Origin of the sequence: Streptomyces sp. NPDC059874 (genome assembly GCF_042731135.1) — a bacterium.
Taxonomy (GTDB): domain Bacteria; phylum Actinomycetota; class Actinomycetes; order Streptomycetales; family Streptomycetaceae; genus Streptomyces.
The window spans coordinates 1-20995 of record NZ_JBHWJY010000014.1; the positions used below are offsets into that span (position 1 = coordinate 1).

The 20995-nt window shown below is 72.4% G+C and carries 19 protein-coding genes; 8 read left to right on the forward strand and 11 right to left on the reverse strand.

Annotated elements, in window-relative coordinates; genetic code table 11:
• Positions 1–377: 377 nt before the first annotated feature.
• On the forward strand, positions 378–1235 hold the full coding sequence (locus tag ACFV9H_RS10790; protein ID WP_385396200.1) for a helix-turn-helix domain-containing protein: 858 nt from the start codon (positions 378–380) through the stop codon (positions 1233–1235).
• 3 nt (positions 1236–1238) lie between these two features.
• On the opposite strand, the gene ACFV9H_RS10795 is transcribed toward ACFV9H_RS10790, so the two are convergent.
• The 4 genes from ACFV9H_RS10795 to ACFV9H_RS10810 form a co-directional block, all read right to left on the reverse strand.
• Positions 1239–4685: an endo-alpha-N-acetylgalactosaminidase family protein gene (locus tag ACFV9H_RS10795; RefSeq protein ID WP_385396202.1), complete on the reverse strand. Its 3447-nt coding sequence runs from the start codon at positions 4683–4685 to the stop codon at positions 1239–1241.
• A gap of 169 nt (positions 4686–4854) precedes the next feature.
• Positions 4855–5229, reverse strand: a complete 375-nt coding sequence (locus tag ACFV9H_RS10800; RefSeq protein WP_385396204.1) for a YbjQ family protein — start codon at positions 5227–5229, stop codon at positions 4855–4857.
• 52 nt (positions 5230–5281) lie between these two features.
• Positions 5282–5953 carry a response regulator gene (locus tag ACFV9H_RS10805; RefSeq protein WP_385396206.1) on the reverse strand — a complete coding sequence of 224 codons (672 nt, stop codon included), beginning with the start codon at positions 5951–5953 and terminating at the stop codon, positions 5282–5284.
• Positions 5928–7154 (reverse strand): sensor histidine kinase, encoded by a 1227-nt coding sequence (locus ACFV9H_RS10810; protein ID WP_385396208.1) that lies wholly within the window; start codon positions 7152–7154, stop codon positions 5928–5930. The genes ACFV9H_RS10805 and ACFV9H_RS10810 overlap by 26 nt, the downstream gene beginning before the upstream one ends.
• 401 nt (positions 7155–7555) lie before the next feature.
• Here ACFV9H_RS10810 and ACFV9H_RS10815 point away from each other — a divergent pair, with 401 nt between their 5' ends.
• On the forward strand, positions 7556–8029 hold the full coding sequence (locus ACFV9H_RS10815; RefSeq protein WP_385396210.1) for a hypothetical protein: 474 nt from the start codon (positions 7556–7558) through the stop codon (positions 8027–8029).
• A gap of 18 nt (positions 8030–8047) precedes the next feature.
• Here ACFV9H_RS10815 and ACFV9H_RS10820 read toward each other — a convergent pair whose 3' ends face one another.
• The 6 genes from ACFV9H_RS10820 to ACFV9H_RS10845 form a co-directional block, all read right to left on the reverse strand.
• Positions 8048–8395: an NTP pyrophosphohydrolase gene (locus tag ACFV9H_RS10820; RefSeq protein WP_385396212.1), complete on the reverse strand. Its 348-nt coding sequence runs from the start codon at positions 8393–8395 to the stop codon at positions 8048–8050.
• Between the two features lie 21 nt (positions 8396–8416).
• Positions 8417–9448, reverse strand: a complete 1032-nt coding sequence (locus ACFV9H_RS10825; RefSeq protein ID WP_385396214.1) for an AAA family ATPase — start codon at positions 9446–9448, stop codon at positions 8417–8419.
• A gap of 3 nt (positions 9449–9451) precedes the next feature.
• Positions 9452–10660, reverse strand: coding sequence for an RNA ligase (locus tag ACFV9H_RS10830; protein ID WP_385396216.1), 1209 nt, complete (start codon positions 10658–10660; stop codon positions 9452–9454).
• 57 nt (positions 10661–10717) lie between these two features.
• The gene (locus tag ACFV9H_RS10835; protein ID WP_385396218.1) at positions 10718–11404 is read right to left on the reverse strand and encodes an epimerase; all 687 of its coding nucleotides are present in this window, start codon (positions 11402–11404) and stop codon (positions 10718–10720) included.
• Positions 11405–11425: 21 nt separating this feature from the next.
• Positions 11426–11860 carry a VOC family protein gene (locus ACFV9H_RS10840; protein ID WP_385396220.1) on the reverse strand — a complete coding sequence of 145 codons (435 nt, stop codon included), beginning with the start codon at positions 11858–11860 and terminating at the stop codon, positions 11426–11428.
• Positions 11861–11940: 80 nt separating this feature from the next.
• On the reverse strand, positions 11941–12918 hold the full coding sequence (locus ACFV9H_RS10845) for a tellurite resistance/C4-dicarboxylate transporter family protein (RefSeq protein ID WP_385396222.1): 978 nt from the start codon (positions 12916–12918) through the stop codon (positions 11941–11943).
• Positions 12919–13088: 170 nt separating this feature from the next.
• Between ACFV9H_RS10845 and ACFV9H_RS10850 the strand changes: the two genes are divergently transcribed.
• The 4 genes from ACFV9H_RS10850 (at position 13089) to ACFV9H_RS10865 (ending at position 18055) form a co-directional block, all read left to right on the forward strand.
• Positions 13089–14129 (forward strand): helix-turn-helix domain-containing protein, encoded by a 1041-nt coding sequence (locus tag ACFV9H_RS10850; protein WP_385396224.1) that lies wholly within the window; start codon positions 13089–13091, stop codon positions 14127–14129.
• A 272-nt stretch (positions 14130–14401) separates the two neighbouring features.
• Positions 14402–16003 carry a N,N-dimethylformamidase beta subunit family domain-containing protein gene (locus ACFV9H_RS10855; RefSeq protein WP_385396226.1) on the forward strand — a complete coding sequence of 534 codons (1602 nt, stop codon included), beginning with the start codon at positions 14402–14404 and terminating at the stop codon, positions 16001–16003.
• A gap of 72 nt (positions 16004–16075) precedes the next feature.
• Entirely contained in the window at positions 16076–17458 is a 1383-nt protein-coding gene (locus ACFV9H_RS10860) for an LCP family protein (protein WP_385396228.1), read from the forward strand.
• Between the two features lie 18 nt (positions 17459–17476).
• Positions 17477–18055 carry a YdeI family protein gene (locus ACFV9H_RS10865; protein ID WP_385396230.1) on the forward strand — a complete coding sequence of 193 codons (579 nt, stop codon included), beginning with the start codon at positions 17477–17479 and terminating at the stop codon, positions 18053–18055.
• 216 nt (positions 18056–18271) lie between these two features.
• Here the strand turns inward: ACFV9H_RS10865 and ACFV9H_RS10870 are convergent, their stop codons facing one another.
• Complete coding sequence (locus ACFV9H_RS10870; RefSeq protein ID WP_385396232.1) at positions 18272–18703, reverse strand: DUF5997 family protein; 432 nt, start codon at positions 18701–18703, stop codon at positions 18272–18274.
• Positions 18704–18761: 58 nt separating this feature from the next.
• Here ACFV9H_RS10870 and ACFV9H_RS10875 point away from each other — a divergent pair, with 58 nt between their 5' ends.
• Together ACFV9H_RS10875 and ACFV9H_RS10880 are read left to right on the forward strand one after the other, a co-directional pair.
• Positions 18762–19562 carry a LysR family substrate-binding domain-containing protein gene (locus tag ACFV9H_RS10875; protein ID WP_385396234.1) on the forward strand — a complete coding sequence of 267 codons (801 nt, stop codon included), beginning with the start codon at positions 18762–18764 and terminating at the stop codon, positions 19560–19562.
• Between the two features lie 226 nt (positions 19563–19788).
• Entirely contained in the window at positions 19789–20979 is a 1191-nt protein-coding gene (locus tag ACFV9H_RS10880) for a PP2C family protein-serine/threonine phosphatase (RefSeq protein WP_385396236.1), read from the forward strand.
• The last annotated feature ends 16 nt before the right edge of the window (positions 20980–20995 follow it).

A 20995-nucleotide genomic window follows, 5' to 3' on the forward strand; every position in this document is an offset into this window, starting at 1 on the left:
CTGCGGGGACGCCCCGCAGTGCCCCCGCTCCCCCCGACGACCAAAACCCCGCCCCGTGGGTCGGGAGCGTGCCGTTGGGGTGGGGACACGGCGGAGTGTCCCCGCAGGACGAGCGCGCAACCACGCTCCCTGTCGAAGCACCTGCCAAGTGCGCGAGGACGAGGAGATGCTCCGGCGGGGCACCGCCCCAACCCAGGCCGATCCCGGCCCAGGAAACTCCAGCCTCGCCGGCGATTGAGGCGCGGGGTCCGGGGCGGAGCCCCGGCAACGAAGCCGCCCCGACCAGGCCGGTCCCGGCCAGGGGACAAACCCAGCCCCGCCGGGAGGCACCCCGCGTCCCCTTGAGGGCGCCCCGCCCGGTGGATCACAATCCGCAGATGCCGACGCCCCCTCACCCCGCACCCCCGTACAGCAGTTGGATGCGGTACTTCTCCCCCACCGCCAACCATGTCCGGCTCGGCCTGGTCTGCCTCGGCGTGGGGGTGCAGGAGGGCCTGCTGCCGGTCGTGGGCCCGCGTGCGCTCGACCACTACGTCGCCGTGGTGGTCACCCGCGGCCGGGGATGGTTCAGCCACGGCGGGCGGCCGCCGCAACCGGTGACCGCGCCCGCCCTGCTCTGGCTGCTGCCCGGGGTGGAGCACCACTACGGGCCCGATCCGCGGACCGGCTGGGACGAGTGCTTCGTCGACTTCTCGGGTGCGGGCGTCGCCGCGTACACGGACCTCGGCTACGTCACCCCCGACCACCCGGTGGTCGCGTTGGGCGGGACGGCCGGGGTGCGGCACGTGGTCGACGGGATCGTACGGGCCGCGCGGCGCGGCGGACCGCTGCTGGAGGTCGAGGCGGCGGCCGCCGTGCACGCGCTGCTGGTGGCCCTGCGCTACGCCCGCGCCGAGGTCTCCCGGCACGGGGACGCGGTGATGGACGCCCTGGCGCGGGACGCCCTGCTGCCGATATCGGTGGCCGAGCACGCCGCCCGGCTCGGCATGCCGCTGCCCGAACTGCGTTGGGCGGTGCGGCGCAGTACCGGGGAGGGGGTCAAGGAGTACCTCCTCGGGATCAGGCTGAGCCGGGCCAAGGAACTGCTGGCCCGCACCGACCTGCCGGTCGCGGGGATCGCCCGGCGGGTCGGGTACGAGGATCCGGCCTACTTCAGCCGGTTGTTCAGCCGCCGGGTGGGCATGTCCCCCGTCCGCTTCCGCGCCCAGGAGTCGGTACGGGGGCCCGCCCGGTGAACCTCACGACCGGTGGCCGATGTTGAGCTCCGCGACCGAGGTCCACGGATTGCCGCTCACCTCGCTCGTGGCCTTGAGCTTGACGTAGCGCGCGGTGCGCGGGGTGAAGGAGACGTTCTGCTGGGCGGTGGTGTTCGGGAAGGTGCCCGAGGCGGCGGCGGTCCCCCAGTTCGCCCCGTCGGTGGAGGTGAGCACCTGGTAGCCGGCGATGCGTCCGTTGGACTGCGTCTGCCGGGGCAGGTAGTGCAGGGCCGACACGTTGTACGAGGCTCCGAGGTCGAGGGTGATCTCGTGCGGCATGGGGGCGGTGGTCGCGTACCACTGGGTGTGCCAGATGGTGGCGGCGTCGCCGTCCAGGACGTTGGCCGCGCCGCCATTCTCCCCGGTGGTCTCCTGGCTGTCGACCGCCTTCACGCTCATCTGGCCCTGCGGTACGAGGAGTTCTCCGCCGCCTCCCGCTCCGAGGTCGTCGACCGTCAGGTCGTCGAGGATCAGGTCGGCCTCGTTGTGCGAGCCCTCGGGGGTGATCTTCCGTACACCGATCCAGGCGTCGGCCCCGGCGGTGAAGGTGGTGCTGAAGGTGGTGGGCGTACGGGCCTGGTCCAGCGCGGCGGTGGTCTCGGTGGAGCCGGAACCGGTGACGAACTGGTAGTCGCCGCTGAAGCCGGCCTCGTAGGTGAAGCTCACCTTGTACGAGCGGCCCTGGCTCAGCCGCAGGGTCTGCGGGAGGGTGCGGTAGACGAGACCGGTGCGCTCCTCGTGCGATTTCAGCGAGTTCTGGCCGCCGATCACGTCGTCGACCAGCTTGCCGTTCCAACCGGCCTGCGTGTACGGGGTGTTGCGCTGGGCGATGTGTGTGCGCGGGTCGGTCGCCGAGCCGCCGGCGCCGCCGAACACGAAGGGGCCCCAGCCGGCGTCGACGTTCTCGAAGTCCTCGGCGAACCAGTGGCCGCCGAGCGGGGTTCGGGCGGAGGGGACCACGCGGACGTCGTCCAGGTAGACGGTGCCGGTGCCGGATCCGGCGGCCGCGGACAGCTTCAGGGTGGCGGTGGACTGCCCGGCGGGGACGTCGAAGAGCACCTTCATGCGCTGCGTCTTGGTGCCGTTCTTCTCGCTCCCGCCGAGGTTGTTCGTCAGGGGCGAGGAGTCGGCGTACACGGAGGCGGCGCTGCCGCCGGTCGGGGTGACGGTGAGGGTGGTGGCCCGGCCGGTCGGGGTGGAGACCCAGACGGAGGCGGCGTAGGTGCCGGGGGCGAGGCCGGTGAGCTGCTGGGAGACGGCGGGGGTGGTGCCGGGTGCGAAGGTGAGCTCGCTCTGGCCCTGGGCGTTGCGGGCGACGGCGGCTCCGGTCCCGGTGACGGTCCAGGCGTTCAGGTTGCCCGCGTAGAAGGAGGGGTCCTTGACCAGGGTGCCCTCGCCCCACTTGGGGTCGGGCTGGGCCGGTGCCGCGCCGTTGGTGACGACGTACGCGGTCCGGGCGGTGGCGCTCAGGGTCACCGTGTTGCCCGTGCCGACGGTGAGGTCACCGACCGACTGGCGTCCGGTGTCGGTCAGTTTGTAGAGCTTGGGCTCGCTCCAGCCGGTGGGGAGGGTCCAGGTGGTGGAGCCGCCCTTGTCGTTCCAGTGGTACAGCTTGCCGTCGCGGGGCAGCAGGTAGGCGTCACCGGACAGGACGGTACGGCCGCCCGTGGCGATCCGGCGTTTGTTGCCGGCGGTGGTGACGGTGGTGCCGTTCGCGAGGGTGACCGTGTCGGCGGTCCACTTCACGATCGGGGATTCCTGCAGGTACTTGGTCGGCAGGTTGACGCCGAAGGTGGTGTTCTGGAAGGCGGTGAAGTCCTTCTTGCCCTGCCAGCCCTCGTAGGCGGTGACCTCGGCGCCGCCGAGCAGCGGGTTGCGGGCGATCCAGTCGTCCTTGGCGTGGTTGGCGATGAACCGGGCGATGGTGGAGTTGATGCCCTTCAGGTCGCTGCCGCCGTAATTGACGTCAGCGGCCCAGTGGTGCCAGAGGGACTGCTCGGTGAGGGTGTTCGGAAATTCCGTGGTCAGCTGGAGGCCGAGGCCGGAGATCTCGCGCTGGAGCCTGCGCGAGACGTAGCCGTCGCCGTACCAGACGTCCACGTAGAGGAAGTCGAGGCCGGGGGCCGCTGTTTTGAGGTCCTGGAGGCGCTTCAGCCGCTCGCCGGACTGGCCGTCCTTGCGGGTGTCGACGTAGTAGGACTGGTCGAGCCAGTCCCAGCCGAGCCCGCCGCTCTGGTGGGCCGGGTCGAAGGTCGCGGAGACCGGGTACTCCTCGGTGGCGTTGACGTGCACCCCGAAGTCGGCGTTGTAGGCGTGGCCGGCGGTGGTGAGGGTGTTCAGGTCGACGGCGCCGCCCAGTTTGGTGCCGATGTTCTTGTAGTCCATGTGCGCGGAGTCGTGGCCCTCGGAGGCGTACCCCTTGAGGAGGACGAACTGGCCGAGGCCGTCCGTGGCGAGGCTCACCCGTTTGGTCTCGTCGAGGGTCTGGGCGAAGGGATGGGTGGCCTGGGAGGCGAAGTTGAAGGGGATCCGCTGGACGACCCGGTCGGCGGTCTGCTGCCAGCCGGTGGGCGGGGTCCAGATGTCGCGGTAGGCGACGGCGGCGTCCTGCCAGTCGACGACCGAGTCCGCGTTGCGGTCGGCGGTGATCGCGACGCGCGCGTACGGGAGCGGCTCGGTGTCGGTGTCGGCGGCGCCCGCGGCCCGGTAGAGCCAGGAGCCGCTCCACAGGCCGGCGCGGCGGTAGGCGCCCTTGTCGGTGACGCGCTTGGCGATCCGGCCGTTCTCCCGGGCGGTGCCGCCGGAGGGCTGGTCGTAGAGGGAGTTGGAGTCGATGGCGGCGGCCAGCTTGCCGGTGTTGGCCAGGCCGTGCATCACGGTGATCGCGGCGGAGTCGACGGGGGTGTTCGCGGTGACGGAGGTGAAGGTGTCCCCGGTGCCGGTGGTCGCGGTGTGCATGGTGGCCGTGGCGAGGGCGGCGCCCGGCTGGTCGCTGCGGACGCTGACGAGATGGTGGTCGGGGATCGCGAGGCTGCGCACGCGCAACGCGGGGGTGTCCTCGATCGCGGTGACCTTGAACTCCACGGTGGAGCCGGTCACCGAGATCCGGGATCTGATGGTCACTCCGGAGAAGGCCAGCGCGTAGTCCACACCGGAGGCGGAAGGGGTCGAGGTCACGGTGGGCGTGTAACCGGTCCCGTTGACGAGCACGGTGCTCAGCGCGTCCTCGTTGCCGTGCAGTACGTCCCCGGTGGCGCGCCGCGTGTAGCCGATGACGCGGGGGAAGCCGCTGTCCACGCTGACGGACAGCTCGGGCGAGGTGATCGTCACGGGCACGGCCGCCGCGGCGGGGGCGGCGGGGGCGGCCACGACCAGCGTGGCGACCAGACCGGCCACCGCGGCCACGGCCAGCCAGAGAGGGGTGCGCATGGGGCCTCCGGGAGTCGGCGCTTCCTTGGCGGAAGACCGCTCACGGCGAAGACACCCCGAGCGGTCCGCTCACTGGTCTGACAGCTTGCGGACCGGGGCAGGGCAATCCCATGGACAAAGCGGAGCGCCGTCCTGGACTTACGTGGGGGGGGCGGGCGTCGGGCGTGGATCAGGTGGAGGCGGGGACCAGGACCACGGCCGTCCCGTAGGCGCACACCTCGGTCCCCACGTCGGCGGCGTCGGTGACGTCGAAACGCATCATCAGCACGGCGTTCGCGCCCCGCGCCTTCGCCTGCTCGATGAGCCGGTCCATGGCCTGGTTGCGGGTTTCCACCAGGGTCTTGGTGAGGCCCTTCAGCTCGCCGCCGATCATCGACTTCAGGCCGGCGCCGATCTGGCTGCCCAGGTGCCGGGAGCGCACGGTGAGGCCGAAGACCTCGCCGATGACCTGCTCGACCCGGTATCCGGGGACGTCGTTCGTCGTCACGACGAGGATGCCGGTCTCGTGCGCCCCGACGCCGCCGCCGTAGTCTTCGATTCCCATGGCAGCCACTTTCGCCCGGCCCGCCGCCGACCGCATCCGCAGCCGGGCGGCGTCAGGGCATCCGGGCGACGATGCCGCACTCGTGGGCCAGGACCACGGCCTGGGCGCGGCTGGCCAGCGCCAACTTGCTCATGCAGCGGTGGACGTGCGTCTTGACGGTGGCGGCGCTGAGGACGAGCCGCACGGCGATGTCGGCGTTGGAGAGCCCGGCTCCGACCAGGCCGAGCACCTCCCGCTCGCGCGGGGTCAGGGTGTCCAGGCCGGGGTGGGCGGGGCGGGCCGGGACGGGGACGGTGTACGCGTCGATCAGCCCGCGCAGGGCGCGGGGGCTGAACAGCATCTCGCCGGCGTGCACGGTGGCGATGGCGGCGAGCAGCCGGTCGGGCGGGGTGTCCTTGACGAGGAAGCCGGCCGCCCCGACCCGGAGCGCGCGCAACACGTACTCGTCGGAGTCGAAGGTCGTGAGGACGAGCACCTTGGGCCCGCCGTCGGCCGAGTCTTCCCGGCCGGCCGCCACGATCCGCTCGGTGGCGGCGATCCCGTCCGTGCCGGGCATCCGGATGTCCATGAGGACGACGTCGGGCCGCTTCTCGGCGGCGAGCCGGACCGCCTCCTCGCCGTGCTCGGCCTCGCCGACGACCTCGAAGCCCGGCGCGGCGGTCAGCAGCGCGGTCAGGCCGGACCGGATCAGGAACTGGTCATCGACGACGAGTACGGACGGCATCCGCGTCATCCCCTCCCGGTCGGGGCACGGGGACCCGCAGACTGACTTCGAATCCGCCCTCGGGCGCGGGCGCGGCGGTCACCGTGCCGTGGTAGATCGTCGCCCGCTCGCGCATGCCGATCAACCCCTGACCGGTGGCTCTGCCGGGGCCGGCCGGCGCGTGGGCCGGCGTGCGTCCGCTCCCGGCGTCCTTGACCCGTACGCGCACCTCGTCCGCGCCGTAGTGGACGCGGACGGTGGTGGGCGCCTGCGGGGCGTGCTTGATCACGTTGGTGAGGGCCTCCTGGACCACCCGGTACGCGCACAGGTCGATCCCCGGCGGCAGCACGTACGCCGTGCCGGTGACCCGTACGTCCACGGGCACCCCGGCTTCCCCGACTCGTTTGACCAGCTCGTCCAGCCGGCCGAGTCCCTGCACCTCGCCGCTCGGCCCGTCCGGGCCGGGCTCCGGTCCCTCCTCTCGGAGCACCACGAGCATCCGGCGCATCTCGGCCAGGGCCTCGCGGGCGCTGTCCCCCACGGTGTCCAGGGCCCGGCGGGCGGTCGGCGGGTCGGAGGAGAACACGTAGGAGGCGAGCCCGGTCTGGACGGAGATCACCGAGACGTGGTGGGCGATGACGTCGTGCAGTTCGCGGGCGATCTGGATGCGCTCCTCCATGACGGCCCGGCGGGCCTTCTCCTCCTGCTCCAGCCGCAGCCGGCGGGTGAGTTCGCGCAGCCTGCGCGCGCCGTCGCCGACGACCCAGCAGACGACGGTCATCACGGTCACGAAGCCGACGCTGAGCGCGCCGATCCCCGGCTCGGCGAGCCGGGTCCCCCACAAGAACACGACCAGCGCCCCGGCGGCGCACCGCATCGAGACGCGGCGGGGCCGCAGGGAGGCCACGGTGTAGAGCGCGGTGGCCAGACCGCAGACGGCGACGACGTGGTAGTAGCCGAGGGTCAAGTAGGCGGCGACGCAGAGCCCGGTGCCACACAGGACGGCCACGGGGAACCGGCGGCGCAGTACGAGCGGGAGGTAGATCGCGGCGAGGAGACCATAGGCGAGCCCGTCGGTGTCCCGCCAATAGCCGTTGGGATCGGGCCAGTTGTGGAGCAGGGTGGAAGAGATCCAGAGCGAGCCGACAGCCCACACGATCTCGCCGACGACCGGTAGCCCCGCTCGGAGCCGGACCGTCGCCGGGTGTGTGGCCAAGTGCACGTCAACCCCCCTTGTGTACACCCATGGTTGTACATGGTCGCCACCCTGGGGGGTAGCCGGGTTTCAACCCGTGGATGGGCGCGGCCGGGTCCCGCCGGCCCGTACGTTTCTCCCGTGCCGGTTCACCGGCCGGCATCGGCCCTGTCCCCCCGGGGCCCCCGCAGCGCGGCCGTGCCCGTTCGGGGGCGGGCACGGCCACGCACGCGCGCATCCTTCGCGCTCCGGCCGCGGGTGACGTCGTACGGCGACCGCGCTGCGGGTTGGGCATATCGGGCTAACGGACGGTGCGCCACCGGAAGGGTGGCCTCCGCTCTCGCCATAGTCGTCCGTGGCAACCGCCCGGTTGCCGTCCCGGGCCGCTCGCGGCGGCCGGGCGGACGTCTTCGTACAGGAGCCGGCTCATGCTGAAGCCCACCAAGACCATCTTCGCCCTCGCCGCCGGAAGCCTGGTGCTCGGTCTGGTCGGGGCGAGCTCCGCGGTCGCGGAGGACGACGGGTTCAAGGCCGCGGCCCACCCCCTCGGCAAGGTCGTCTCGAAGGGCCCGCTGAAGGTCCGGAGCAAGCCGACCACCCACGCGCGGACCGTCGGCCAGGTGTACCCGCACAGCAAGGTCGAGCTCTGGTGCAAGGAGCACGGCGAGTACGTCGACGGGAACAACATCTGGTACCGCCTGGTCGACCGGCACGGCAACTCGGACAACGGCAACTGGCAGAACGGCGACTCGGAGAACGGCAGCTCTGAGCACGGGGACTGGCAGAACGGCGCCGGCCGGCCGAACGGCAGAGGCTCGGACGGCGACAAGGCGTACGGCGAGGAGCGCTGGGTGTCCGCCCGCTACGTCCGGAACCTCGACCGGGTGAAGCCCTGCTACTGAGCGCCGGCCCGCTCCGGTTCAGTCCTGCGGGCGTACGGCACGCGGCCCCACGCACCGCGCGCCGTGCGCCCGTACCCGCTCGCGCAGTTCGCGGTCGGCCGTGACCACCACGACGCCGCGCTCCGCGTGGGCCGCCGCCAGCTCGACGATCCGGTCGTCGCCGCTGCCGGGCGCCGGGTCCACCCGTACTCCGGGAACGGACTCGACGCCCCGGGCCGCGCCTTCGACGACGAGGATGATCTCCTCGCCGGCGTCGCGCGCGGCCAGCCGGTCGCGCAGTCGCTCGGCCGCGCCCCGCCGGTCCCGCCACCAGCCGTCGGGCACCGATCCGACGACGTTCGCGGCGTCCACGATCAGCACGGTCATCCCGGGTGCTCCGCCCTGTTCCTAGAAGTCGCCGTAGTTGACCTGCCAGGTCGGCAGGCCCATCCGACGCCAGATCGCGACCACCCGGTCCCGGTCGTCGAGGGACACCCGTACCGCGTACCGGTGGCGCACGTGCGCGTCGAACAACTCCGCCTTCACCACGTCGTCGCGGCGCGTGTCGCCCGCGGCGCGCATCCACAGCTCGTCGTACGGCACTTCGTGGCGCGCGAGCCAGGATTCGGTCTGCGGCCGATGCTCCTCGCTCCGCCCCGACAGCAGCACGATCGCGTCGCCGTCGGCACGTCGGAAGGCGTCCAGGGCGTGGCGGACCGGCTCGTTGAGCAGGTCGAGCTCGCAGCGCGAGAAGTCGTACGGCCCCCGGTCGCCCGTCAGCGCGAGGGTGCCATCTATGTCACACATCACCGCGGCGGGCAGGGCCGGGTCGGGGACGTACTCCGTCACCGGGGGCACGGCGGCCGCGCCGGAACCGCCGTTCATCCACTCCGAGGTCAGCCGCCAGCCGCCCTTGCGGGCGTTTCGGTGCTTCTCGGCCAGAACGCGGATGATCTCCTCGCCGACCTGGCGCTCCCGGGCGGCGTCCCGGCGCAGGCACTCCTCCAGCGGGACGTCGGTGTAGTCGTGCACGACGAAGGTCGCGAGACCGCCGACGGCCGCCTTGAGCCGCTTGGGGATGTGCTTGGTCAGGTGGGTGTTGTCGACGACCACGTCGAAGCCGCCGTCGACCGCCGCGCGGACCGCCGCGTCCTGGATCGCCAGCACCGTCTGCTCGTGCGCGAAGCTGCGGCCACGTTCGGGGTCTGGCAGGTCGAGCATGCTGCGCAGGTCGTCGAGGTTGACGCGGCGCATGCGCCCGCCCGACTCGGCCTGCAGGGCGCGCGCGGCCGTGGTCTTGCCGGAGGCCGGCAGGCCGGTCATGACGTGCACGACGGGCAGCCGGTCCTCCGTGGTCGCGGCCTCGCTCGCTGCTTCGGCGCCTGCCTCGGCGGCCACCTCGGCGGCTTCGGTCGCGGGCACGGGCGTCTCCTCGGACACGGGTCAGTTCTCCTCGTCGTTCGTGTAGGGGTCGGACGCCTCGGGGCGGACGAACCGCCAGACGACCAGGTCCGTGGGCTTGCCGTCCAGGCGCAGGAACATCGCGGCGCGGATGCCCCGGTCGGGCAGCTCCCTCACGGCGCCAGCGAAGGCCCCTCGGTCGGCGGCCAGGTGCGCGAGTCCCGCGTACGCCTCCGTCACCGCGCGCTCGCGCCGCTCGGCCTCGTCCTCGAACCGGGCGATCACCTCGCGCACCCAGGTGTCGAACTCGTCGGGCACCTGGTCGAGCAGCGCGTCGAGCGGCTTGCCGCCCGAGGCCTCGATCTCGGCGACCGTGCAGCCGAGGCCCTGCGCGACCTGCTTGGCGGGCAGGCCGGCGAACCGCTGGACGCCGTGGGCACGCCAGATGTCCCGCTCGGTGACCTTGGTGAGCACCCGGTGGAGCCGTACGTACTCGGACAGCTTGGCCTTCGCACGGACGCCGGACGCGAAGCGCAGGACGAAGCCCTCCGCGTCGGTGCCGGTCGCCGCGGCGCCGCCGGGCAGGGTGTTGGACTCGGCCAGCGCGATCAGCTCGCCGAGGGGCATGGCGGGCCACACCGTGACGACGGAGCCGATGCCCGCCCAGTGGGCCGCGGCCTCGGCGAGCGGGAGTTCCGTGCCGTCCTGGCCGAAGGCGGCGAGGAGCACGAGGTCGCGCCGGTCGCCGTAGTCGACGACGATGCGGTTGCCCGGGTACAGGATCTCGGCGAGGTAGGTGACGCCGGGGCGCAGTCCCGCCGTGTCCTTGCCGTCGAGGCGGCGCTGGGCCCAGGTCGCCTGCGCGCTGATGAAGGAGCCCTTGGAGGCCACGTGCCAGCGGCCGGCGTAGTGGAAGACCACGGCGAGGCTGCCGTCGACCTTGTCGTACACCTCGAACGGCTCGTCGGGGAGGGCGGGGGCGTAGGGCCGGCCCGACTCGTGCTCGCTGACGTTGAAGAACTTCGGCAGCGGCAGCGCGACGATCGCGCCGGTGGTGTCGTCGGCGACGAGTCCGCGGCAGCGCGTGGTGACCTGGTTCCAGACGTGCTCGTACTGTGCCGTCCGCGTGTACGTGTAGATGGACAGCGGCAGTTCGGGGTGCGTCTTGCGGGTCACGTACCCGGCGTCGATCGCCTGGGTGAGCGCCTGCGCGGGCAGCAGTTCGTGCAGAGTCAGGGTCTCCTGGCTCATGGGTTCCTCCCGGATCGAGATGCGTCATTCTGACGCGCGGGAGGGTCTGCCCGGTACTCAATTATGCCTGGTCACGGCTCCACCCAGGCGGTTGATGTCGGCAGGCCGCAGGATGTGCCCCGGGACCTCGGTGCCGGGTGTGGCGACGGCGATCATGGCGCGGCCGAACGCCTCGGAGGTGATGACGAGGTTCGGCGCGACGCGGCGGACGATCGGGATCAGCGGCGCGGCGAGCGCGTACAGGGTGCGGTTGAGCCGGCTCTTGGAGGGCACTCCGCGCACCGGCTGGACGATGCCGGGGCGGAACATGTAGGCGCGGAAGGGCAGTTCCAGCAGGTCGTTCTCGGTCTTCCCCTTGACCCGGGCCCACATGAGCCGGCCGCGCTCGGTGCTGTCCGTGCCCTCGCCGGAGACGAAGACGAAGGTCAGCCCGGGGTTGGCGGCGGCCAGCGGCCGGGCCACCGCGAGCGTCAGGTCGTACGTGACGTGCCGGTACTCCTCTTCCTTCATGCCGACGGAGGAGACGCCGAGGCAGAAGAAACAGGCGTCGTAGTCGGCCGGGTCGACGCCCGCGGCGACGAGGTCGGAGGGATCGTCCTGGACGCACTCCCGGAGCTTGGGGTGGCTGACGCCGAGCGGGGTGCGTCCGATGGCGAGCACGCTCTCGACGGAGTCGTCGCGCAGACACTCGCGCAGGACGCCCCGGCCGAGCATTCCGGTGGCGCCGAAGAGGATGACGTTCACGGGGCCAGAGTAGGGGGTCGGTCAGTGCGAGACGCAGAGCTCGTTGCCCTGCGGGTCGGCGAGCGTCGTCCACACGGAGGGGCCCTGGCGGCCCTCGTGGAGGAACGTCGCCCCCTTCGTGAGGAGGCGTTCCACCACCTCCCGCGGGTCGTCGGGGCCGGTACGGACATCGAAGTGCACCCGGTTCTTGACCGTCTTGGGGTCGAGGACGAACTGGAACAGCACCCGGGGCGCCCGCTCCAGCCCTTCGGGGTGACGGATCGCGGCGCCGGCCTTCCAGACGAGGGTGCCGCGGTGGGTGGTGGTGTCTTCCTCGGTCGCCCGCCCGGCGGTGATCATGCTGCGGATGAACTCCTCGTCGCTCGGTTCCACTTCCCACCCGAGGGCGTCGGCCCACCAGTCTGCGAGCGCGTGCGGTTCGGCCGAGTCGATGGTCACCTGGAACGTGTATGCCATGCGGGGACCCTACTGAGACGCCCCCCGGTGCCGCCACCGGAGCGGCTGACGGGAGGCGGGGAGGAGGCGGGGCGCCGGCATCAGGGCGTGTTCCCGGGGCCGGGCAGTCCTTCTCGCGGGCGTTCGGGCCGGTGGTGGGAGGCCAGCATGGCGGCGCAGGTGAACAGGCAGGCGGCCACCGCGATCCAGAGCAGTACCTCGCCCAGCGGGCGCAGCCACGCGATGCCCGCCGGTTCGGCCACGGAGAGGCAGGCGGCGGCCGTCATGCCGAGGGGGAAGACCGTGGACCACCGCCGGATGTCGTAGCGCGGCCGGGGGTGGCGCAGTTCGGCGCCCAGGAGGACCACGTACCAGGCGAGGGACAGCGCGAGCGCGATCAGCGTGACGGTACGCAGGGCCGTGTGCGCGGCGCCGGTCCATACGGGTGACGCGGTGAGTTTGGAACCGGCGAGGGCGGAGATGGCCAGCGCCCCGCCCGCCACCCAGTGGTCTCCCGCGCCGCCCTCCACCTCACGCAGGTCGAAGCGCAGCAGGGCGGCCAGGTAGAGCAGCAAACCGAGGACGAAGAAGGCCAGAGCCGCCCAGGCCGGCCAGTCGTGATGGCCCGCCTCGGCCAGGACCGCGGCGAGGACGGCGATCCCCTGCGTGGCCACGCAGACCAGGAAGGCCACCCCGGGCATGCGCCGCCGCCAGTGCCGTACGACGTGCAGCATCAGCACCGGCCAGAGCGCGGCGGCCAGCGCGAGCAGCGCCGCGGCCACGGTCTGCCAGCCGAGCGCGGAGAGCCGGGTGCCGAGCACGGTGGTGGCGGCGACGGCCGTCAGGGCCGCGGGGGTGTCGGCCTCCGAGCGGAACCGCCGGCGGTCGCCCAGCAGGCGGGCCGTGAAATCCGCGGCCAGGACCGACCACAACGCCCCGGCCACGACCAGCGCCGCCAGCGACAGCACCTCGTGCCCGGTCAGGTGCAGGCCGATGGAGATGACGCCGGTGGCCATGACGGCGGCTCCCGCCGCCGGCGGGAGTCCGGCCCACCAGCCGCGGCCAGGAAGAGGGCTCATCGTTCCAGCGGACCCCACCGGCCGCCGCGCCGCCAGCGGACGAACCCGGACGGGCAGGAGGTCCGGACGGGCCGGCGAGGGTCGGCCCGTGGACACGTGCGGGCCGGATCGGGGTTTTCCGCCATGCTGGAGGTGGCCGGAATACGCCGCCGTTCAGGGAGTTGCGAGAGATGTGGTCGTCGATGTCCTCCGCCGCCGTGCCGGCCCGGGACAGGTTCGAGTGGTTCTCCGACATGGTCGCCCGGACGCTGGAGCCCGTGTCGCTCAGCGTCGAGGATCCGAGCGCGTTTCGCGCGGAGGTCTCCGTGGCGAGCCTGGGAGCGGCGGTGCAGGTGTCGGCCTTCTCCTACTCCCCGCTGTTCTCCCGCCGCACCCCGGCGCTCATCCGGCAGGGCGACCCGGAGCAGTACCAATTGGGGTTGGTGACCGGGAGTTCCATGTGGATGTCCCAGCGCCGCAACGAATCGGGGCTGGTCGTCGGCGACATGCTGCTGTGGGACACCTCGTACCCCTGGGAGGCCGGCGCCCCGTCGGGAGGCGAGACGGTGCGGGCCGTCATCCTCCAGCTGCCCAAGTCCGCGCTGCCGCTGCCCGCCGGAAAGGTCGAGCGGCTGCTCGCACAGCGGATTCCGGGCGAGCGCGGGATGGGGGCGATCCTCAGTCGGTTCATCGGCACGCTGGGCGAGCACGCCGCCGAGTGCGGGCCGCAGGAGCTGGCCCGGCTGGGCACGATCGCGCTCGATCTGGCCACGGCCTGCCTGGCCCAGCACGTCGACGCCTACGACGCCCTGCCCGGCGAGGTCCGCGACCGGGCGCTGCGGGAGCGGATCGACGTTTTCATCGACGACAACCTCGGCAGTACGGAGCTGACTCCGCAGGCCATAGCCGCCCGCCACCACATATCGCTGCGCCGCCTGCACCAGCTGTTCCAGGGCCAGCCGGAGAGCATCGCGGCCTCCGTGCGCCGCCGCCGGCTGGAGCGCTGCCACGCGGACCTGGTCCGCCCCGAATCGCACGCACGGCCGGTGCAGGCGATCGCCGCGCGCTGGGGCTTCACCAATGCCGCGGTCTTCAGCCGCGCCTTCCGCGCGGCCTACGGGGTCACCCCTACCGAGCTGCGCAAACAGGCCGGTAAACCTCATTGCGCGAATGATCAAAAGACCCTGCGCGCGATGCACACTCCGGGCCGGGGACCGGCCCTAGGCTCGTAGCGAGACGAGGGCTGCCGGTCCGTCACAGGGGTACGGATCGGCAGGCTCCGCGGACTGACGCGCTGCTGCGGCGGCGGCCGTGCGGGTCCGCTCACGTCGCGAGCGCGGTCGAGTCACCACGGGGATCAGGAGTCACCGTGGTACTCGGCCGCGTTCGCCGTTTCCGCGGGCGCCGGCCGGCAAGAAGGGGAACTCCGCGCGTGCCGTCGGCTCCGCCGCGCGGCATCCGGGTAGCGTCGGGATCCGCCCGTGCGGATTTCCGAGGTGATGGCGTGGATCGGACGGATGGCCCGAGCAGGACCGGGGACCACCGCAAGGGGCCCGGGCGTCGGACGGTTCTGGGGTTCGCCGCCGCCCTCGCACCGTGGCCCGGCGGTACGGCGGCGGCTCGTGCCGACACCGGTGGCCAGGCCCCCGTACACCGTGCGCCGACGGGCTGCGGGCTCGATGTGGTGGCCGAGAACTCGCTGCCCGGTTCCCCCGATTGGCGGATCACCCGGGCCGGGCCCGCGCGGGCCGTCGAGGGTTTCGCCGAGCGCGTCAGTGTGTGCTCCGGGGAGTCGTTCGGGTTGCGCGTGTCGACGACGGCCGCCTCCTACACCGTCTCCGCGTACCGGATGGGCTGGTACGGAGGGGCCAGGGCCCGACTGGTGTGGCGCTCGCCCGCCCTGCCGGGCGTCCTGCAGCCGAAGGCCCGGCTCGATCCGGCCACGCGGATGGTGCGCGCCGACTGGCGTCGGACGGCGAACGTGGACACTTCCGGCTGGCCGGAGGGAAGTTACCTGTTGCGCCTGGACGCCGGGGACGGCCGTGCGCAGCGGTTCGTGCCCGTCACCGTCCGGTCCCCGTCGGCGGACGGCCGTACCGTGGTGGTGAATTCGGTGGCCACCTGGCAGGCCTACAACCAGTGGGGCGGCACGGATTTGTACAAGGGGGCGACGGGCAAGCACGGCTCGCGGTCCCTCCAGGTCACCTTCGACCGCCCCTACAGGAACAGGAACGGCGCCGGCCAGTTCATGGTCTTCGAGGCACCCGTGATCGCCCTGGCCGAGCGCCTGGGCCTGCCCCTGGCCTACGCCACGGGCGTGGACGTGGCCCGTGATCCGGAGTTCCTGAAGGGCGCGGCCTGCCTGCTCTCGCTGGGCCACGACGAGTACTGGAGCCCCGAGCAGCGCCGCCACGTGACCCGGGCGCGGGACACGGGGACGAACCTGGCCGTCCTCGGCGCCAACTGCTGTTACCGGCGCGTCCGTTTCGAGGACTCGCCCGTGGGGCCGGACCGCGTCGTGGTCTGCTACAAGGACGACTACGCCCAGGACCCGGGCTACCGGCGGGGAGCCCCGCCCACGAACGATTTCCGGCGCGCGCCCGCACCCGACCCGGAGAGCTCGCTGCTCGGTGTCATCTACGACGGCTATCCGGTCGACGCCCCGTACGTGGTGACCCACCCGGAGCACTGGCTCCTGGCGGGTACCGGGGCGCGGGCGGGAGATTCCTTCCCCCACCTGGTGGGAGTCGAGTTCGACCGGGTGAATCCGGCGTTCCCGACGCCTCGGCCGGTCGAGGTGCTCGCGCATTCGCCGGTGGTGTGCAAGGGACGGGCCTCGTACGCGGACACGGCGTACGTGTCGCTTCCGGGTGGGGCCGCGGTCTTCGCGACGGGCACCATGCGCTGGGTCGAAGCCTTGGACGCGAGCGGTCCCGGAGGCGGCAGGTCCAACCACGGCCTCGACGCACGTGCCGGGCACTTCACCCGTACCGTCACCGCCAACGTCCTGCGGGCGTTCGCGCGGGGGCCGGCCGGGCTCGCCGCACCCGCACGGGACAATCTGGCCACCCACTACGGGGACACGGCCACGGCTTCCGGCGCGTAGTACCTCGGCCTCACGCACACCGGCGGTACCGTCGCCGTCTGCACCTTTCGGCACTATTTCCGGGGATGTGCGTTGCGTAGATTCACCGTTGCCCTCACGCTGCTGGCAACCCTCGCCGGGGGCTCCTACGCGGGCTCGCAGGCAATGTCCGCCGAGCGCGGCGGACAAGTCGCCGGACGGGGCACGAACATCCTCGTCGTCGGCATCGACAGTCGTGCGGGCCTGTCCGCCGCCGAGAAGCGGCGCCTCCACGTGGGCGGCAAGGGCTGCAACTGCACCGACGTGATGATGCTCGTTCACCTTTCCGAGGACCAGCGGCGCGCGAGCATCGTCTCCATTCCCCGCGACTCCTACGTCCAGTACGCCGATCTGACGGCCCCACCCGCCGCCCCCGGCCCCGCCCGCCTCGGAAAGATCAACGGGGCGTTCGCGCTCGGCGCCGGCCCGCTCAGCGTACGGACCGTCGAGAAGGCCACCGGTCTGCGCGTCGACCACTACCTGGAGACCGGCTTCACCGGCTTCGAGCAGGCCGTCAATGACCTCGGTGGCGCGCCCGTGTGCACGGACAAGCCCCTCCAGGACGACGGTTCCGGGCTCGACATCGCCGCGGGCGTCCACCGCCTCGACGGGAACGGAGCACTGCGCTACGCCCGGGCCCGGCACGTCACCAACCGGCCGGGAGACCTCGGCCGTGTCCGCCGCCAGCAGCGCCTGGTGAACGACCTGCTGGCCCGCCTCACCGCCGAGGGCGCCCTGGCCAACCCGGCCAGGGCGACTCGTACGGCCCGGATCCTGCTGAAGTCCGTACGCACCGACGAGCGGACAGGGCTGCTCGACCTGGTCCGCATCGGCTGGGCCCTGGGCCGGCTGCGGCCGGCGGACATCGAGTCCGCCACCGTCCCGATCCGGATCTTCGACCACCGCGTGCCCGGAGTGGGTTCCACCCTGGTGTGGGACGAGGCCCGCTCGGCCGCGTTGTGGAACGCTTTGGGCGCGGACCGTCCCATCACGGGCGACCCCCGCATCCACCCCGTTCCGGAGACGCCGGCCGGGACGAATCCCGCAGGGATCGCGGTCCGCGTGGACGACGCGACCGTCGCCAAGGCTCTCCGCCGCAACGGGTTCCTCGTCACCGACACCTCGCCGTCCGCGCCGGCCGTGCGCCCCGAGGGACCTCCGGTGATCAGGCACGCCCCCGGCCGGGAAGAGGACGCGGCCACCCTCGCGGCCGCGCTGCCCGGAGCCCGCCTCGTGGCCGTCGCGGGCCACGACAAGTCCTTCGACGTCGCGGTGGGCTCGCGGCCCGTCGTGGTCAAGACCGTCACCTACGACCGCAACACGGTCGATGGCGCCCCGGTGACCGCCGACGCCCTGCGCTGTCCCGGCAGGGCGGGTTCCCCGGTGCCCGCCGTTTCCCCGGTCGTCCCCGCCGTTACGGGCGGCCGTACGGGCTGAGCGCCATATCCTGGCCCCATGGACGATCTTGACGGTGTGGAGATCATCGCCTTCGCGGACGGCGAGGCGTTCGAGACCTGGCTCGCCGAGCACCACGGGCGCCGCGAGGGCCTATGGATCAAGGTGGCGAAGAAGAAGTCCGGCATCCCGACGGTCACCGATGACGAGCTGGTCGACATAGGGCTGTGCTACGGCTGGATCTCCGGTCAGCGCCGGTCGCTCGACGAGCTGTACTACCTCCAGAAGTACGTGCCCCGCCGCCCGAGGAGCCTGTGGTCACAGGTCAACGTCGACAAGGTCGCGGCGCTGACGGCGGCGGGGCGGATGCGCGAACCGGGGTTGGCCGAGGTCCGCAAGGCGCAGGCGGACGGCCGGTGGACCGCCGCGTACGAGTCGCAGAAGACGGCCGCCGTGCCGCCCGACCTCGCGGCGGAGCTCGACGCCCGCCCCGAGGCGAAGCGGGCGTTCGAGGCGCTCGACAGGTCCGCGCGCTACCAGGTGATCCTGCCGCTGCTCCAGGCCCTCACGCCCGCGGCCCGGCAGGCCCGGCTCGACCGGGCCCTGCTGCGGCTGACGGCCGGCGAGGGACCGGGCTGATCCCCGTCCCACAACCGTCATGTCGGCACTCTTCCTTGATCCCCCGTGTGGTCCGCGCCCTCGCCCGGACCGGGTGAGACCAACCCTGCCGGGCGGCGCGAGGAAGATCGATTACCTCCCGGGTAATGCCGGATCGAGGGGAGCGCGAAAGCCGTCAGGCCCGGCTCCCCCATGGGGAAGCCGGGCCTGACGGGACGGGTCGGCGAGGGCCGCGGATCAGGAGCGCGAGCCGCCGGACTTCTCGGCCTTCTGAGCCTTTTCCGCCTTCTCGGCCTTCTCGGCCTGCATCTCCTTGATGCGGACCGCTTCCTTGCGGACCTCGGCCTGCGTGGCGCGCTCGCGCTGCAGCCACTCGGGAGACTCCTGCTTCAGGGCCTCGATCTGCTCGGTGGTGAGGGGCTCGGTGACCCCGCCGCGGGCGAGGCCCGCGATGGACACGCCCAGCTTCGCCGCGACCACCGGGCGGGGGTGCGGTCCGTTGCGCCGAAGGTCCTGCAGCCACTGGGGCGGGTCGGCCTGGAGCGCACTCAATTCACTGCGCGAGACGACACCCTCCTGGAACTCTGCGGGGGTGGCCTCGAGGTACACGCCCAGCTTCTTCGCCGCGGTCGCGGGCTTCATAGTCTGGGTGTTCTGGTGCGACGTCATGGTGTCAAGAGTATCGAGCGTGTGCGCTACCTCCGACCACGACCGGTAACCTGGCGGGGTGACAGGCTCGGAAGTACCCCATTCGTTCCGTCTCGCCTATGTACCGGGCGTGACCCCCACCAAGTGGGTACGGATCTGGAACGAGCGGCTGCCCGACATCCCGCTGACCCTCGTCCAGGTGTCCCCCACCGAGGCGTTCGGCGCGTTGCGCGGCGGATCCGCCGACGCGGGTTTCGTCCGGCTGCCGGTCGACCGTACGGATCTCAGCGCCATCCCCCTCTACACCGAGACCACCGTGGTCGTGATCCCCAAGGACCACCTGGTGGCGGCGGTCGAGGAGATCACCACCGCGGACCTCTCCGACGAGATCGTGCTGCACCCCCTCGACGACACCCTCGACTGGGAGAAGCTGCCGGGCCGGCCCGCCATCGAGCGCCCCGCCACGACGGCGGACGCCATCGAGCTGGTGGCCGCGGGCATCGGCGTCCTCGTCGTCCCGCAGTCCCTGGCCCGCCTCCACCACCGCAAGGACCTCACGTACCGGCCCGTCACGGACGCGCCCGAGTCGCGCGTCGCGCTGTCGTGGCCGCAGGTCGAGACCACCCCCGACCTGGTCGAGGAGTTCATCGGCATCGTCCGCGGCCGTACGGTCAACAGCACGCGCGGCCGGGGGCCGACGCCGCCGCAGCCGAAGACCAAGCGGGCCCACGCGGGCGGGGCGGCGAAGCGGAAGCCCACGGCGGGCGGCAAGTCCGGCGGCAAAGCGGGCGGCAAGAACCCGCGCGGAGGCTCCGCGAGCCCCAAGGGCGCGAAGAGCTCGAAGACCGCGAAGCGCGGGAAGCCTCCCCGCCGCCCCTAGTGCTGTGACCGGAAAGGTTCACCGGGTCACGGCGCTCGGCACGGCACCTCGCCGCGTTGTCGGACCGCGCAAGTACGTCCAGTACGAGCCGCGGCCCTCCGCCTTGCGATGCACCGCACCGGACGTCGCGGGCCAGGCGCCACTTTGACGGCCCCGCGCCGACAAGGAGCGGGTGCGACGGCCTCGCGTGGCGGATCCGGGCGGCCGCGCGGTGTATTCAGGTGGGATGGATCTTCGGCCGCCACGCACGTCTCGGCAACGGACCCGGCAGGTGCGCCACGCGCAGCTCGCGGTTCCGTTCGCGCTGATCGCCCTCGTGACCGTGGTCGACGTCCTGGCGCCGCCCGACGTGCACCTCGGTCCGTTCCTGGTGGCCGCGCCCGCCGTCACGGCCTCGTTCCGCGGTCCCCGGATGACCGGCTTCGTCGGTCTGGTCGCCGTGCTCGCCCAGGCGGTGGTCGCGACGACCCGCACCACCCTGACCGACCTGAACCACACCTTCCAGATCATCGCCCTCATCATGATCTCGGTGTTCGTGACCCTCTTCGCCCACCTGCGCGAGGTCCACGAGAAGGAGCTGATCCAGCTGCGCTCGGTGGCCGAGACCGCCCAGCAGGTGGTCCTGCGGCCGCTGCGCGACCGGATCGGCCCGCTGCGCATCGCCTCCGTCTACCTGGCGGCCGCCGCCGAGGCCCAGATCGGCGGTGACCTGTACGCCGCCGCCCGTACCGCCACCAGCACGCGGCTGATCATCGGCGATGTCCGCGGCAAGGGCCTGGACGCGGTCGGGGAAGCCGCGCTGGTCCTCGGGGCCTTCCGGGCGGCCGCGCACCAGGAGGCCGATCTGCGGGGGCTGGTGAACTACCTGGAGGGGGCGGTCGCCCCCGACCTGTACGACGTCACGGGCCCGGACGAGAGCGAGGACGCGCGCACGGGCTCGGGAGACGGCGCGGGGGACGGCGCGGGGTCGAGTTCGGGCTCGGCGTCGGGTGAGGACGAGGGCTTCACCACGGCGGCCGTGCTGGACATCCCCGACGGCGAGCCGGTGCTGCACCTCGTCAGCTGCGGCCATCCACCGCCGCTGCTCCTGCTGCGCGACGGCCGGGCCGTTCCCCTCGAAGTGACGCATCCGGCACCGCCCCTGGGCCTCGCCGGGCTCGTGGACGGCGCGGTCACCGCGCAGACCTTCGACTTCGCGGCGGGTGACGTCCTGCTCCTCTACACGGACGGGGTGCTGGAGGCGCGGGACCGGGCAGGGGAGTTCTACCCCCTCACCGAACGCGTGGTCGCCTGGACCGGCCTGCACCCCCAGGCCGTCCTGGACCACCTGTGCGCCGATCTGCTGGCCCATGTGGTCGGCCGCACCCTCGGTGACGACGCAGCGATGGTGGCGATCGAGCGGCTTCCGCGTCCGTAGCGTTTGCAAGAATCCG

What these genes read in the sequence shown, in the direction of transcription:
- ACFV9H_RS10845 (WP_385396222.1), bottom strand. Translation starts at nt 12,918, where the DNA reads ATGAGCCCTCTTCCTGGCCGCGGCTGGTGGGCCGGACTCCCGCCGGCG.
- ACFV9H_RS10870 (WP_385396232.1), bottom strand. Translation starts at nt 18,703, where the DNA reads ATGACGTCGCACCAGAACACCCAGACTATGAAGCCCGCGACCGCGGCG.
- ACFV9H_RS10880 (WP_385396236.1), top strand. Translation starts at nt 19,789, where the DNA reads ATGGATCTTCGGCCGCCACGCACGTCTCGGCAACGGACCCGGCAGGTG.
- ACFV9H_RS10850 (WP_385396224.1), top strand. Translation starts at nt 13,089, where the DNA reads ATGTGGTCGTCGATGTCCTCCGCCGCCGTGCCGGCCCGGGACAGGTTC.
- ACFV9H_RS10820 (WP_385396212.1), bottom strand. Translation starts at nt 8,395, where the DNA reads ATGACCGTGCTGATCGTGGACGCCGCGAACGTCGTCGGATCGGTGCCC.
- ACFV9H_RS10790 (WP_385396200.1), top strand. Translation starts at nt 378, where the DNA reads ATGCCGACGCCCCCTCACCCCGCACCCCCGTACAGCAGTTGGATGCGG.
- ACFV9H_RS10865 (WP_385396230.1), top strand. Translation starts at nt 17,477, where the DNA reads ATGGACGATCTTGACGGTGTGGAGATCATCGCCTTCGCGGACGGCGAG.
- ACFV9H_RS10795 (WP_385396202.1), bottom strand. Translation starts at nt 4,685, where the DNA reads ATGCGCACCCCTCTCTGGCTGGCCGTGGCCGCGGTGGCCGGTCTGGTC.
- ACFV9H_RS10815 (WP_385396210.1), top strand. Translation starts at nt 7,556, where the DNA reads ATGCTGAAGCCCACCAAGACCATCTTCGCCCTCGCCGCCGGAAGCCTG.
- ACFV9H_RS10830 (WP_385396216.1), bottom strand. Translation starts at nt 10,660, where the DNA reads ATGAGCCAGGAGACCCTGACTCTGCACGAACTGCTGCCCGCGCAGGCG.
- ACFV9H_RS10840 (WP_385396220.1), bottom strand. Translation starts at nt 11,860, where the DNA reads ATGGCATACACGTTCCAGGTGACCATCGACTCGGCCGAACCGCACGCG.
- ACFV9H_RS10805 (WP_385396206.1), bottom strand. Translation starts at nt 5,953, where the DNA reads ATGCCGTCCGTACTCGTCGTCGATGACCAGTTCCTGATCCGGTCCGGC.
- ACFV9H_RS10800 (WP_385396204.1), bottom strand. Translation starts at nt 5,229, where the DNA reads ATGGGAATCGAAGACTACGGCGGCGGCGTCGGGGCGCACGAGACCGGC.